Annotated in this window: 14 protein-coding genes, 2 tRNA genes and 1 pseudogene; 12 read left to right on the top strand and 5 right to left on the bottom strand. The window is 64.7% G+C overall.

What is annotated here, in order from left to right; all coding sequences use genetic code 11:
- The first annotated feature begins 5 nt into the window (after window positions 1–5).
- A complete protein-coding gene (locus tag AC0L4C_RS00345; protein ID WP_473401522.1) occupies window positions 6–932 on the top strand; it encodes an aldo/keto reductase in 927 nt (308 codons plus the stop codon).
- Between the two features lie 48 nt (window positions 933–980).
- Here AC0L4C_RS00345 and AC0L4C_RS00340 read toward each other — a convergent pair whose 3' ends face one another.
- Entirely contained in the window at window positions 981–2,723 is a 1,743-nt protein-coding gene (locus AC0L4C_RS00340; RefSeq protein WP_473401521.1) for a DUF6538 domain-containing protein, read from the bottom strand.
- 112 nt (window positions 2,724–2,835) lie between these two features.
- A tRNA-Thr gene (locus AC0L4C_RS00335) sits at window positions 2,836–2,910 on the bottom strand.
- Window positions 2,911–3,080: 170 nt separating this feature from the next.
- On the opposite strand from AC0L4C_RS00335, the gene AC0L4C_RS00330 reads away from it, so the two are divergent.
- The 10 genes and pseudogenes from AC0L4C_RS00330 (at window position 3,081) to AC0L4C_RS00285 (ending at window position 9,632) form a co-directional block, all read left to right on the top strand.
- Window positions 3,081–3,203 (top strand): hypothetical protein, encoded by a 123-nt coding sequence (locus AC0L4C_RS00330; RefSeq protein WP_473401519.1) that lies wholly within the window; start codon window positions 3,081–3,083, stop codon window positions 3,201–3,203.
- 105 nt (window positions 3,204–3,308) lie between these two features.
- Window positions 3,309–4,598, top strand: a complete 1,290-nt coding sequence (murA, locus tag AC0L4C_RS00325; RefSeq protein WP_473401518.1) for a UDP-N-acetylglucosamine 1-carboxyvinyltransferase — start codon at window positions 3,309–3,311, stop codon at window positions 4,596–4,598.
- Between the two features lie 121 nt (window positions 4,599–4,719).
- Window positions 4,720–5,145 carry a DUF2948 family protein gene (locus AC0L4C_RS00320; RefSeq protein WP_473401517.1) on the top strand — a complete coding sequence of 142 codons (426 nt, stop codon included), beginning with the start codon at window positions 4,720–4,722 and terminating at the stop codon, window positions 5,143–5,145.
- Window positions 5,145–6,437 carry a histidinol dehydrogenase gene (gene hisD, locus AC0L4C_RS00315; protein ID WP_473401516.1) on the top strand — a complete coding sequence of 431 codons (1,293 nt, stop codon included), beginning with the start codon at window positions 5,145–5,147 and terminating at the stop codon, window positions 6,435–6,437. Before AC0L4C_RS00320 ends, hisD begins: the two co-directional genes overlap by 1 nt.
- Before the next feature lie 62 nt (window positions 6,438–6,499).
- Window positions 6,500–6,979, top strand: a pseudogene (locus tag AC0L4C_RS00310) (UPF0262 family protein); the annotation flags it as partial.
- A 6-nt stretch (window positions 6,980–6,985) separates the two neighbouring features.
- A complete protein-coding gene (locus AC0L4C_RS00305; protein WP_473403567.1) occupies window positions 6,986–7,489 on the top strand; it encodes an arsenate reductase ArsC in 504 nt (167 codons plus the stop codon).
- A gap of 71 nt (window positions 7,490–7,560) precedes the next feature.
- Window positions 7,561–8,199 carry a Maf-like protein gene (locus AC0L4C_RS00300; protein ID WP_473401515.1) on the top strand — a complete coding sequence of 213 codons (639 nt, stop codon included), beginning with the start codon at window positions 7,561–7,563 and terminating at the stop codon, window positions 8,197–8,199.
- Window positions 8,200–8,205: 6 nt separating this feature from the next.
- Window positions 8,206–8,421, top strand: a complete 216-nt coding sequence (gene yacG, locus AC0L4C_RS00295) for a DNA gyrase inhibitor YacG (protein ID WP_473401514.1) — start codon at window positions 8,206–8,208, stop codon at window positions 8,419–8,421.
- Between the two features lie 88 nt (window positions 8,422–8,509).
- Window positions 8,510–8,585: transfer RNA gene (locus tag AC0L4C_RS00290), tRNA-Phe, on the top strand.
- Between the two features lie 21 nt (window positions 8,586–8,606).
- Entirely contained in the window at window positions 8,607–9,632 is a 1,026-nt protein-coding gene (locus tag AC0L4C_RS00285) for an MraY family glycosyltransferase (RefSeq protein WP_473401512.1), read from the top strand.
- On the opposite strand, the gene AC0L4C_RS00280 is transcribed toward AC0L4C_RS00285, so the two are convergent.
- Entirely contained in the window at window positions 9,629–9,793 is a 165-nt protein-coding gene (locus AC0L4C_RS00280; RefSeq protein ID WP_473401511.1) for a hypothetical protein, read from the bottom strand. The two genes, AC0L4C_RS00285 and AC0L4C_RS00280, sit on opposite strands and share 4 nt — an antisense overlap.
- A gap of 104 nt (window positions 9,794–9,897) precedes the next feature.
- Window positions 9,898–10,335, bottom strand: a complete 438-nt coding sequence (locus AC0L4C_RS00275; protein ID WP_473401509.1) for an EamA family transporter — start codon at window positions 10,333–10,335, stop codon at window positions 9,898–9,900.
- Window positions 10,336–10,462: 127 nt separating this feature from the next.
- Here AC0L4C_RS00275 and AC0L4C_RS00270 point away from each other — a divergent pair, with 127 nt between their 5' ends.
- The gene (locus tag AC0L4C_RS00270) at window positions 10,463–10,978 is read left to right on the top strand and encodes a CAP domain-containing protein (RefSeq protein ID WP_473401507.1); all 516 of its coding nucleotides are present in this window, start codon (window positions 10,463–10,465) and stop codon (window positions 10,976–10,978) included.
- 8 nt (window positions 10,979–10,986) lie between these two features.
- Here AC0L4C_RS00270 and glpK read toward each other — a convergent pair whose 3' ends face one another.
- A complete protein-coding gene (gene glpK / locus AC0L4C_RS00265; protein WP_473401505.1) occupies window positions 10,987–12,483 on the bottom strand; it encodes a glycerol kinase GlpK in 1,497 nt (498 codons plus the stop codon).
- Window positions 12,484–12,487 lie beyond the last annotated feature (4 nt).

Below are 12,487 nucleotides of genomic sequence, written 5' to 3'. Positions count from 1 at the left end.
CCACAATGAGCAAGCGCCGCCTGGGTCGTTCCGACCTCTTCATCGAACCGTTGATCCTTGGCACCAATGTCTTCGGTCGTACCATCGACGAGCCGCAGTCGTTCAAGGTCCTCGACGCATTTATGGCTGAGGGGTTCACTGCGCTCGACACGGCCGACGTCTACGGCAAGGGAGCCTCCGAGATCGTCATCGGCAACTGGCTAGTTGCCCGCGGCAATCGCGACAAGGTGCTCGTGTTCACCAAGGTAGGGTCGGACATGGGGCAGGGGCATCCTGACCTCAGCGCCAAATGGATCATCGAGGAGGTCGAGAACTCCCTGCGCCGGTTGAGGACAGACTATGTCGACCTCTACCAGAGCCATCGTCCCGATCCGAATACGCCAGAGGAGGAAACTCTTCGCGCCTATGATGCGCTGATCAAGGCCGGGAAGGTCAGGGTTATCGGCACCAGCAACTACGACACCAAGCTGCTCGGCACGGCTCTAGAGCTTTCCCAATCCAAAAAGCTGCCCCGCTACGAGACGATCCAGAACGAGTACAACCTCTACGATCGGTTCGGCTTTGAAGAGGTGCAGGCTCTCGCAGTACGCGAGGACGTGTCCGGCATTCACTACTTCTCGCTGGCCAAAGGGTTCGTCAGCGGCAAGTACCGCACGGCTGCCGATGCGGGAAAGAGCCCGCGTGGTCCTGGCGTCGTCGAGAAATACCTCAACGACAAAGGCTTCAGGATCCTCGCCACGCTCGACGAGATTTCTGCGAGGACCGATGCTGCGCTTTCCGAGATCGCATTGGCATGGCTTAACGCACAGCCGGGAACAGCTGCGCCCATCGCCTCCGCCACTACCGTGGAGCAAGTCGGTGAACTCGCCAGAGGTGCACGGCTTGCTCTAAGTTCGGAGGACGTCGAGGCGCTGACTACTGCCGGGCGGTGATACCTGCGAGCGTGCGCCTGCTACGGAGGACCGTAGAGCCAGACGACACTACGGCCGCCACCCCGTGTCCTCAACGTCGAGCCGCGGCTGCCTGTTGATTTCGCGGTCGAGCACCAAGGGAGGCCACTCGCCGTAGCCCTCGCGAGCGTCTGTCTGTGATCGGCTGCCCATCATGAAGTCGCGGGCCTCCTTGTCCATCCGGCACACTCGGCTCACTGACGTGAATCGATGACGCCATGCGTGGTTAGGACGTCCAAGTGGCGCCATGATGCCCAACTCGTCAGTAATCCAGTCGCCGACCCTCTTATAGGATTCCATCACTCTTGAGCGCCGCTCTTCGTCCGTCAGCACCGCCCCGTGGCCAGCGGGTTCGTAGAAGAGGGGGCCATCGCCGACCTCCCGAACGAACTCAAGAAAGCCAAGATCGATTAGGTGCTGATGGATGCCGACGGCCCAAGCTTTACCGCTCTTGGTGCTGCCATCGAACGGGGTGAGGAGAAGGTGCGGCACGCCCCCGCTGTTGAGGAGGTTCCTACCGTTGAGCTGCGTTACCTCGCCGGCCCGTGCGCCGGTGTATGCCAGTAGCCATGGAACCCAAAATAGCGCCCGCCGATGCGGCGCAGAAAGCGCCCTTTTAGAGCCCTTGAAGGTTGCAGTGAGGATTTGAGCCGCCTCTCCGTCGGTCCACTCCTTTCGCCCCTTGTTCTCGGACTCCCGACGATCAGTGACTCCCTCAGCGGCGTTGAACTGGAGGTCGAACTCCGCGACGCCGTGGGAGAGGGCGGACTTCAGAGCCGAGATGTATTTGTCGCGGATGGTCTTCGGGGCGAGCACAGGGTCAGTTTGTGCAGCAAGCGTGTCCCGCCAGTGCCGTACGTGCCTCTTCTCGACCCGACGGGCATCATCGAAGCCGACATGCTCGATGAACTTCCGAAGGTACGATTTGTTGTCGCTTACCGTTTTCGGGCTGATGCTTCTGGTGCGTGCCTTGTGGTCGACCAGATCAAGCAGGGAAAGAGTGTCCGACGGCTCCTTCGTCAATCCGGGCGCGACAACGGATGAGGTGAAGGTTGGCGCAGCCTGAAGCTCCGGCACGGGCCCATAGTCGCCACCCTGTCGTGCGTCCAGACCTCGGCGAGCCGCACCCATCAGGCTGGCCATTCCGAGGTTCACAAGTCGCCGCGACACAGAGTCGGTGAAAAGCCGCTCCTCCGAAAGTGCCGCCTCGGTGTCAGCCCCGTGCATCTTCTCCAGGGATGTCGCCAAGTCAGCGCCAATCAGCGCCCGATATGCCGGGAACCGGTCGAGGATGCCGGGGACTAGTCTCCTCCTCTGCACAGCATCGGCCTTAAGGTAGGACAGCAGTGCCGCCCGTAGGCCTTCCAGTTCCATCGCGGGCATCGAGGCAACGAGGTGAGATACCTCCTTATCATCGTTCGGCACTTGAATGGCGGTACTCGGAGGGACGTCGAATGGATCGTCCTCATGTTTTGCCAGGAAGGCGCGGGAATAGTCGGCGGCGATACCGGTCGCCTCTCGATGCGAAAGCTGTCGTGGACCATCGCGAAGCAGATCCCGCCAGCGCTGCCACTCGGCTTCCTGGTCGGCCGCAATCTGCAGGTGTCGTAGCTCGGCCGGACGTTGATCCTTCGTGCCAAGCGATCGGTGGACCTCGCGTTTCACCTCAACGCCGAGTGCTGCCAGCCGAGTCCGTGCACGCAGAATGTCGGGGGGTGTGGCCTTCCGGTAATAGAAGATGCCGGTTTTTGGGTGAGGCCACGGGCCTGCCATCAGCCATCGTTTCCGTGATGTGAGTCGTGACATCCTTTGTAGCTCCGTTCGAGACGGAAGCCACGGAAAACGCTAAGTTATTGAGGCTTTTGGCGTTCTTCGCTTGGAAGAATGGTGCTGCAAGAGAGGATTGAACTCTCGACCTCTCCCTTACCAAGGGAGTGCTCTACCACTGAGCTACTGCAGCGTACCGAAGTCAGGGAACGCGCGGGGCGCCCTGCAATCGCCGCGTCTACTGCCATAGGGTCATCCTCGACGCAAGGCTAAAAAGCGCCTACCAAGGGGGATGCTGTCCGACGTCTATTGGTTAACGCTTTCATGTCAAAATCCGACGAAGCCAGGTTGCGCGAGCAAAGATTGGCCGCAAAGCTCCGTGAGAACCTGAAGCGCCGCAAGGCTCAGGTGCGGGCACGGACGCACAGTGAAGTGCGCGCGCCGGGCGCTGCCGGCAAGCCGCCGCAGGGCGGTCCGGCCGAGTAGGTGCCCGCGCGCTTGAATGCCGCTTGCCGATCGGCTAGGTGCCGGTCGGAGACTTGACGTTCACCCCGGAGTGCCCCTGCGGCGCCCAGTTCCCAGGACTTTCTCATGGATCGCATTCGACTGATCGGCGGCAATGAATTGCGCGGCGAGATTCCCATTTCCGGGGCCAAGAACGCTGCCCTGCCGCTGATGATCGCCTCGCTGCTGACCAAGGAACCGCTGGTGCTGGAGAATGTGCCGCGCCTCGCCGACGTCAAGCAGCTCGAGCGTATCCTCGAGAACCATGGCGTCGATATCGCCGCCCATGGCCGCAAGCCCGGCCCGGACATGTCGGGCCAGCGCATGACCCTGACGGCGGGGGAAATCGTCGACACCACGGCGCCCTACGAACTGGTTTCGACCATGCGCGCCAGCTTCTGGGTCATCGGGCCGCTGCTAGCCCGGGCGCATGAGGCGCGGGTATCGCTGCCCGGCGGCTGCGCCATCGGCACCCGTCCGGTGGATCTGTTCCTCTATGGCCTCAAGGAACTGGGCGCCGAGATCGATATCGACGAGGGCTACGTCGTGGCCCGGGCCCCCAAGGGCGGTCTGCGCGGCGCGCGCATCAGCTTCCCCAAGGTCACCGTCGGCGCCACCCACGTGATCATGATGGCCGCGACCCTCGCCAAGGGTACCACGGTGATCGAGAACGCCGCCAGGGAGCCCGAGGTGACCGATCTGGCCGAATGCCTGGTCAAGATGGGCGCCCGCATCACCGGCATCGGCACGCGCACGCTGACCATCGAAGGCGTCGATGAACTGCACGGCGCGACCCATGAAGTGGTGCCGGACCGTATCGAGACCGGCACCTATGCCATGGCCGCCGCCATGGCCGGTGGCGACGTGCTGCTGCGCAACGCCCGCGGCCAGCACCTGCAGAGCGCCCTCGACATTCTGGGCGAGGCCGGCGTGCAGGTTTCGAACGAGGCCGGCGGCGTTCGCGTCCGCCGCAATGGCAATGGCATCCAGGCCGTCGATATCGACACCGAGCCGTTCCCCGGGTTCCCGACCGATCTGCAGGCCCAGTTCATGGCCCTGATGACCATGTCGAACGGCGTGTCGCGCATTCGCGAGACGATTTTCGAGAACCGCTACATGCACGTGGCCGAACTGGCCCGTTTCGGCGCCGACATCAAGGTGGATGGCCAGGTGGCGACGGTGACCGGGGTCGAGGAGCTCAAGGGTGCCCAGGTCATGGCGACCGATCTGCGGGCCTCGGTGTCGCTGGTGATTGCGGGTCTCGCGGCCCGCGGCGAGACCATGGTCAACCGCATCTATCACCTCGATCGCGGTTTCGAGCGGCTCGAGGACAAGCTCTCGGGCTGCGGTGCCGAGATCGAACGCGTAATGGGCTGACGGGGCGGCAGGACAGGGGCGCGCCGCCAATCGGCTTGCTCCACACCTCCTGAGCTTGTAGATCGGCCTGGCAAGGCCCATCTCCGGTGACAACGCACCAACACTGTCTGGAACCGCATCAATGACCGATCTCAAGCTGCTGGCGCTTGATACCGAGGATCTCGACGTGATCTCCGCCACCACGCAGGACGCCATCGTTCGCGTCGGCGATATGGGCTTTGCCCGGCGCGACAAGCGCTTTGCCATGCTGATGAACCGCTATGCCTGGGAAGCCGACGGCAAGCAGGGCCAGCGCAAGCGCACCGCCCTGCATTTCGATCGCGTCGAGGCCGTCAAGACTGCCGGCTTCAATCTCGAGGCAGTCGATGGCGTTCTCGAGCTGCTGTCGATCCGTTTCACACCCGAGGGCGACGAGCCGGCCGGCTGCGTCGAACTGACGTTTGCCGGCGGCGGCAGCGTCCGCCTCTCGGTCGAGTGCCTCGAGGCGCGCATGCAGGACCTCGGCGCCGCCTGGGCCGCCAAGCTCAAGCCGGCGCACGCCGACTGATGCCGCAACGCCTCGACAGCAGCGAACCCGGCTTTGCCGCCGACTTTGAAGCGCTTCTCGGCTCCAAGCGCGAGGCGTCCGAGGAGGTCGGAACGGCCGTGGCCGCCATTCTTGCCGATGTGCGCGAGAATGGTGACGCCGCTGTCCTCGCCTATACCGAAAAATTCGACCGGTTGCCGCTGACGGCTGCTGGCATGGCCTTCACGCCGGACGAGATCGACGAGGCCGAGGCCAGGATCCCGGCCGACGTGCGCTCGGCGCTGACGGTGGCGCATGACCGCATCCGGTCGCACCACGAAAAGCAGCGGCCGCTCGACCATGTCTATCAGGATCACCTAGGGGTGACGCTCGGCACGCTCTGGACCCCGGTCGACGCCGTCGGCATCTACGTTCCGGGCGGGCTCGCCGCCTATCCCAGCTCCGTGCTGATGAACGCCGTGCCGGCCAAGGTTGCCGGCTGCGAGCGCGTCGCCATGGTGGTGCCGACGCCGCGCGGCGAGGTCAACGACGCCGTGCTGGCGGCCGCCAAGATCGCCGGCATCACCGAGATCTATCGCATCGGCGGTGCGCAGGCTGTGGGCGCGCTGGCCTATGGCACGACGACCATAGCACCGGTGTCCAAGGTTGTCGGGCCGGGCAATGCCTATGTCGCGGCGGCCAAGCGGCAGGTGTTCGGGACGGTCGGGATCGACATGATCGCCGGCCCGTCCGAAGTGCTGATCATTGCCGACAAGTCCGCCAACCCGTCCTGGGTGGCCGCCGACCTCCTGGCGCAGGCCGAGCACGGTGGCGGGGCGCAATCGATCCTCGTCACCGACGATGCGGCGCTGGCCGATAGCGTCGCTATCGAAGTCGAGCGCCAGCTCGCCCTGCTGCCCCGCGAGGAGATCGCCCGCGACGGCTGGGAGGAATTCGGCGCCATCATCCTCGTTGCCTCCATGGGCGAAGCGGTCGAACTGGCCAACCGCATTGCCTCCGAACACGTGGAACTGGCGCTGGACGAACCACGGGCCCTGCTGGGCAAGATCCGCAATGCCGGCGCCATTTTCCTCGGACACCACACGCCCGAAGCGATCGGCGACTATGTCGGCGGCTCCAATCACGTGCTGCCGACCGCCCGGTCGGCCCGCTATGCCTCCGGCCTCGGCGTCCTCGACTTCATGAAACGCACCAGCCTCCTGGGCTGCGATCCATCGTCACTGGCCGAACTGTCGGAAGCGGCGATTACCCTGGCGCGGACCGAAGGCCTTGATGCGCATGGACGCTCGGTGTCGATCCGGCTAAACAGGTAGCAGCATTGCTTGTGCGGGAAACGGCGCAACGCCGCGCGCAACGGTCAACCAAGTCGGGATAGATGGCGCTAACCCCTCGCGATTTCGACCCGGAGACCGACAGGATCGTCGCGGTCACCCTTGATCCCAACACCATCACCTCGATCAACCCAGACGAAGTGCACGAGTGGCGCATCGCCATCTACGATCTGGTCGAGAGCAACAAGTTTCATCCCGCGCGGGTCAAGGCCAGGGGGCCCTATGCGCTGCACGTCTCGATTGTCGCCAACTACATCGTGCTCGACGTGCGCCATCCGCAGACCTACGAGCCGATTGCCGCCCACTACCTGTCGCTGACGCCGTTCCGGCGCCTGATCCGCGACTACTTCCGTATTCGCGACAGCTATTACGAGGCGATCAAGACCTCCTCGCCGTTCCAGATCGAGGCGGTCGACATGGCCCGTCGCGGGCTGCACGACGAGGCCGCAGAGCTGCTGCGCACCCGGCTCGACAACAAGCTCGAAATGGACCTGAACACCGCCCGGCGGCTGTTCACGCTGATCTGCGCGGTGCAGCCCTTTGCCCGGCGCATCGACGAGCGCGAAAGCGACCTGCCGACGGTGCTGTTCGTCTGCTCGATGAACTCGGTCCGCTCGCCGATTGCCGCGGCGCTCGCCCGCAAGTTCTTCCCCGGCCGGTTGATCGTGCGCTCGGCCGGCGTCCGCTCGGGCAAGGCCGACGGCTTTGTGCACGAGGTGATGGAAGAGGTCGGCATCGACATGTCGGTGCATACGCCGCACACCATGGACGAACTGGCCGCCAACCATTTCGATCTGGTGGTGACGCTGTCGGCGGATGCCAAGACGGCGGTGGCGCAGCGCGGCTTCGAGATGGGGGCGCTGGAGCACTGGCCCTTGCCCGATCCGACGCTGGTCGAGGGCAACCGCGAGGCGGTGCTATCGGCTTATAGGACGCTGCGCGACAGCCTGCAGCAAAAGGTGCGCACACGCCTCGAACCCCTTGTGGCCTCGGCCGGGTCGGGTGGTTCACAAAGTCGCGCAACTCCAGTATAGCTTCGCGCCAATTCGGCCCCCGGCGACTTGGGTGCGGGCCGTATCACGTACTGATTCGAACAGGGACTGGCATGGCCGCGCGTCCGGAACTGATTCTGGCTTCGGCCTCGCCGCGGCGCCTGGCGCTGCTCAACCAGATCGGCATCGAGCCCGAACATCTGGTGCCGGCCCATATCGACGAGACCCCGGAAAAGGGCGAATTGCCGCGCAAGCTGGCGCAGCGCCTCGCCGATGAAAAGGCCATTGCCGCCCAGCACAAGGCCAAGACCTCCGGCATTGCCGACAATGCGCTGGTGCTGTCGGCCGATACGGTCGTGGCCGTCGGCCGTCGCATCCTGCCCAAGGCCGAGATGATGGAGGAGGCCAGCATGTGCCTCCGCCTGCTCTCGGGCCGTTCGCACCGCGTCTATACGGCGGTGACCATGCTGACCGTCAACGGCGCCGCCCGCCGGCGCATTGTCGAGACCCGCATTCGCTTCAAGCGCCTCTCGGCCCGCGAGATCGAGAGCTACCTCGCCAGCGCCGAATGGCGCGACAAGGCGGGCGGCTATGCCATCCAGGGTATTGCCGGGGCCTTCGTGGTCAAGCTGCAGGGCTCCTATACCGCGGTTGTCGGCCTGCCGCTCAACGAGACGGTGTCGCTGCTGGCCGGCGAAGGCTACCCGGTGCATTTCAACTGGCTCAACCAATCGACCCTCTCGGGCGTTTGACCGCCCATGGCTGATAATGTCGTCAAGCTCAAGCCCTCGCGCCCCTGTCCGGTCTGCGGCAAGCCCTCAAGCCAGGCCCATCACCCGTTCTGCTCGGGCCGATGCGCCGATATCGACCTCAATCGCTGGCTGTCAGGCGCCTATGTGATCCCCGCCGAGCCGGCTCCCGAAGACGATGACGACGCTCTGCCCACCCTGGATTCGGGCGAGGACGAGGACTAGGGCACAAGGCGGAATTCCTGCTTGCGCCAGCAAAATCTTCCCCCTATAAACCGCCAACCTTTCTACGCACCTGCGGGCTGCGTGCGATGCCCGGGTAGCTCAGTTGGTAGAGCAGCGGATTGAAAATCCGCGTGTCACTGGTTCGATTCCGGTCCCGGGCACCACTTTTCCCTCGAAGGGCCTGAATGCTCCTTCTCGGCCTTGTTCTGACCCTGCTGTCCGCCTTGCTGTCGCTTGCCGTGGCCTTCTTCGTCATGCGCAACGCCGAATATCTGCAGGTCATGGCCAGTCCCAATGCCCGGTCGTCGCATGTCCGGCCGACACCCAGCGGTGGCGGGCTCGGCATTGTGGCCGGCGGAGCACTGGCCGCGCTTTCGACGGCACTCTCCACCCCTTGGCCGACGCTGCTCGTCCTTGCTGCCGGTCTGGTGATGGCCGCCGTCGGTTTTCTCGATGACCGCCGGCCCGTACCGGCCGCCTATCGGCTGGCGGCGCAGACGGTGCTGGCCGGTATCCTGGCGGCGCTCTGCGTCCCGATCGCCCAGCTGACGGCCGGAATAGGCCTGCCGCTGCCTGGACTTGTGATCCTGATCCTCGCCGTCGCGGGGATTGTGTGCTGGGTCAACTTCTTCAATTTCATGGACGGCATCGACGGGATCGCAGCCTCGGAGGCGGCGTTCATGCTCGGCGGCGCGGCGCTTCTCGCCGTCTGGGGCCAGCCGATGCTGCTGGCCCAGCCGGTTTTCTGGTGGCTGGCCGCCACGGCCGCATCGGCCGCCGTTTTTCTGGTGCTCAACTGGGCGCCGGCCAAGATATTCATGGGCGATGCCGGCAGCACGTTTCTGGGCTTCATCATCGCCTTTTTCGCCCTGGCCACCGTGGCGCTCGGCTGGCTGACGCTCTGGCAGTGGCTGATCCTTGGGGCGCTGTTCGTCGCCGACGCCACGGTCACCCTGGCGCGGCGGCTGCGACTGGGCGAACGGCTGTTCGAAGCGCACAGGCGCCACGCCTATCAGCGCCTGTCGCGGCGCTGGTCCTCGCATGCCCGCGCCACCGGGCTCTATATCGCGGTCAATGTCGTGTGGTTGTTGCCGCTGGCGGCACTGGCCGGTGACCGGACGCTGGGCCTGCTGGTTGCCGTACTGGCCTATGCGCCGGTGGTGGCGTTCATGATCCGGACTGGGGCAGGGCGGCCGGAGGAGGCCGTCTAGACCCAGAGCGACATGAAGAGCGCCGCCACAGCGACGATGCTCATCGAGGCCACGACGCTGGCCACGAACATGTGCTTGGTGCGGCTGACCTGCAACGCGATCTCGCCATGCGTGACGGATCTGATGTTGAGATGGTCGCTGTCGACATCGATGCTGGTCATGAAACTCAAGCCCCTCAGCTTCTCATGACCGGAGGCTGCGCCGAACGGCCCGTCTTCGCCAGCGAAGTCCGTGAACAGGCTTAATTTTCTTCAAATGCGACGGATCAGGCCCGGAGGGCCACGAGCACGGCGCCGACGCCGATAAAGCCCACGCCAACCCAGTTCGGGAGCGACAGTTTTTCGCCGAGGAACGTGGTGGCGAAGATGGCGACCAGCACCACGCTCAGCTTGTCGATCGGCGCCACCTGGGCTGCATTGCCCAGTTGCAGGGCCCGGTAGTAGCTGATCCAGGAGAGGCCGGTGGCGAGACCCGAAAGGATCAGAAAGAACCAGGTCTTGCCCGAGATCTCGGCGAGAGGCTGGAACTGGCGCGTTGCCGTGACGATGCCGAACAGCACCACGAGGATCACGACGGTGCGGATCAGCGTGCCAAAATCGGCATTGATCCCCTCGATGCCGACCTTGCCGAAGATCGCCGTCAGCGCGGCAAAGATGGCGGCAAGCAGGGCCCAGAAAAGCCAGGACTCGAACAGACTCATCATTGCCTCTCCGTACGACCCAGCGAACCACGGCCGCGTCCCGAGCGCAATCGCGTGAGTTGTTCGCGTCGAACTCTGTTCCGCCTCAGAATCCTGCGCTAAGTATGGGATCACTCTGCGAGACTGATCCATGACGACCCTGACCAGACGCCTGTTTTGTACGCTTGGAGCGGCTGCCCTCCTTGCCGGTTGTACCGCCGCAATGCCTCCCCGCGCTTCCACCTCCACCCCACCCGGCAAGCTCAGCCAGGGAGCCATCCTCGCAGCGATCAACGGCACGCGCGCCCGCAACGGCCGGCCGCCGTTGCAGTACAGCAGCAAGCTGGAAGCCGCGGCGCGGTCACAGGCGAACCTGATGGCGCGCAAGGACAAGCTCTCGCACAATCTCGGCGTGACCCTGCGGCAGCGCGTGACCGATGCCGGCTATCAGGGCGCCGTCGGCGAGAACGTGGCGGGCGGCCAGAAGACGCTGGAGCAAGCGATCCAAGGCTGGCTGGATTCGCCAGCCCATCGCAATACGCTGCTGTCCACCCGCTTCACCGAGTTCGGCCTCGCCGAGGCGTCGGTCGCGCCGGGCCGCAAGAGCCGCTATGGCACCTACTGGGCGTTCATCGCCGGTGGCAGCTTCGAAGCCTGGAAGAACTAGGCGGCAAGCTACCGCACGGTTGCCGTCAGGGTGCGTTTCACGGCGTTGCGCCAGCCCTTGAGCTTGGCCTTGCGCGTCGCCTCGTCCATGCGCGGGCTGAACTGGCGATCGAGCGCCCAGCGCTTTGAGAAGCCCTCCATGTCCGGCCAGACGCCGGCCTTCCAGCCGGCGAGCCAGGCTGCGCCGAGCGCCGTTGTCTCCAGAATGGTTGGGCGGTCGACTGGAGAGTTGAGGATGTCGGCGAGGAACTGCATCGTGTAGTCCGACGCCACCATGCCGCCATCGACGCGCAGCACCGTATCGCGGGCGCCCTTCCAGTCCTTGCGCATGGCGTCGAGCAGGTCGCTGGTCTGGTAGCTCACCGACTCCAGCGCTGCCCGCGCCAGTTCCGACCGGCCGGTATTGCGGCTCAGCCCGTAAATGGCGCCGCGCGCCTCGGCGTCCCACCACGGCGCGCCCAGGCCGACAAAGGCCGGCACCAGGTAGACCTCCTGATCGGGGTCGGCTGCCTGCGCCAGCTTGCCGGTTTCCGACGAGTCCTTGATGATCCGCAGGCCGTCGCGCAGCCACTGCACCGAGGCGCCGGCCATGAAGATGGCGCCCTCCAGTGCGTAGGTGGTCTGGCCGTCGATCCGGTAGGCGATCGTGGTCAGCAGCCGGTTCCTGGAGCGCACCAGGTCCTTGCCAGTATTGAGCAGCGCGAAGCAGCCGGTGCCGTAGGTGGACTTGAGCATGCCCGGCTCGAAGCAGGCCTGTCCGATGGTGGCGGCCTGCTGGTCGCCAGCCACGCCGCGGATCGGGATCGGGGCGCCGAACAGCTCGGCGTCTGCGGTGCCGAAATCGGCGGCATTGTCCATGACTTCGGGCAGCATGGCTGCCGGAATGTCCAGCATCTCCAGCAGCTCGTCGTCCCACTGGTTGGTCTCGATGTTGAACAGCAGCGTGCGGCACGCATTGGTGGCATCGGTGGCATGCACCTTGCCGCCGGTCAGCCGCCAGATCAGAAAACTGTCCACGGTGCCGAAGGCCAGTTCGCCCTTCTTGGCGCGGGCCCGTGACCCGGGGACCTTGTCGAGTATCCACTTGATCTTGGGTCCCGAGAAATACGGATCGAGCAGCAACCCGGTCTTGCGGGCGACCATCTTCTCGTACCCCTGCTTGATCAGCTTTTCGCAGATCGGGGCACAGCGGCGGTCCTGCCAGACAATGGCATTATGGATCGGCTTGCCGGTCGCCTTGTCCCAGACAATGGTGGTTTCGCGCTGATTGGTGATGCCGATGGCAGCCACATCGGCAGCGGTGATCCCGGCCTTGCGCAGCGCCGTCTTGACCGACCACAGGCACGTCGCCCAGATTTCCTCGGGGACATGTTCGACCCAGCCTGACGCGGGAAAGTGCTGGGTGAATTCCATCTTCCCAAGGCCGGCAATCTGCTGGTTCTGGTCGAAGACGATCGCCCGGCTCGACGTCGTGCCCTGATCGATGGCCAGTACATATCCGCTCATGATA

The organism is Devosia sp. J20-27, assembly GCF_055808595.1.
The sequence above is the reverse complement of the archived record's forward strand: the minus strand, read 5'-3'. Positions and strand labels throughout refer to the sequence as shown.

What these genes read in the sequence shown, in the direction of transcription:
- AC0L4C_RS00280 (WP_473401511.1), bottom strand. Translation starts at nt 9,793, where the DNA reads ATGACCAGCATCGATGTCGACAGCGACCATCTCAACATCAGATCCGTC.
- AC0L4C_RS00285 (WP_473401512.1), top strand. Translation starts at nt 8,607, where the DNA reads ATGCTCCTTCTCGGCCTTGTTCTGACCCTGCTGTCCGCCTTGCTGTCG.
- AC0L4C_RS00300 (WP_473401515.1), top strand. Translation starts at nt 7,561, where the DNA reads ATGGCCGCGCGTCCGGAACTGATTCTGGCTTCGGCCTCGCCGCGGCGC.
- AC0L4C_RS00345 (WP_473401522.1), top strand. Translation starts at nt 6, where the DNA reads ATGAGCAAGCGCCGCCTGGGTCGTTCCGACCTCTTCATCGAACCGTTG.
- AC0L4C_RS00275 (WP_473401509.1), bottom strand. Translation starts at nt 10,335, where the DNA reads ATGATGAGTCTGTTCGAGTCCTGGCTTTTCTGGGCCCTGCTTGCCGCC.
- AC0L4C_RS00270 (WP_473401507.1), top strand. Translation starts at nt 10,463, where the DNA reads ATGACGACCCTGACCAGACGCCTGTTTTGTACGCTTGGAGCGGCTGCC.
- AC0L4C_RS00320 (WP_473401517.1), top strand. Translation starts at nt 4,720, where the DNA reads ATGACCGATCTCAAGCTGCTGGCGCTTGATACCGAGGATCTCGACGTG.
- murA (WP_473401518.1), top strand. Translation starts at nt 3,309, where the DNA reads ATGGATCGCATTCGACTGATCGGCGGCAATGAATTGCGCGGCGAGATT.
- glpK (WP_473401505.1), bottom strand. Translation starts at nt 12,483, where the DNA reads ATGAGCGGATATGTACTGGCCATCGATCAGGGCACGACGTCGAGCCGG.
- hisD (WP_473401516.1), top strand. Translation starts at nt 5,145, where the DNA reads ATGCCGCAACGCCTCGACAGCAGCGAACCCGGCTTTGCCGCCGACTTT.
- yacG (WP_473401514.1), top strand. Translation starts at nt 8,206, where the DNA reads ATGGCTGATAATGTCGTCAAGCTCAAGCCCTCGCGCCCCTGTCCGGTC.
- AC0L4C_RS00340 (WP_473401521.1), bottom strand. Translation starts at nt 2,723, where the DNA reads ATGGCAGGCCCGTGGCCTCACCCAAAAACCGGCATCTTCTATTACCGG.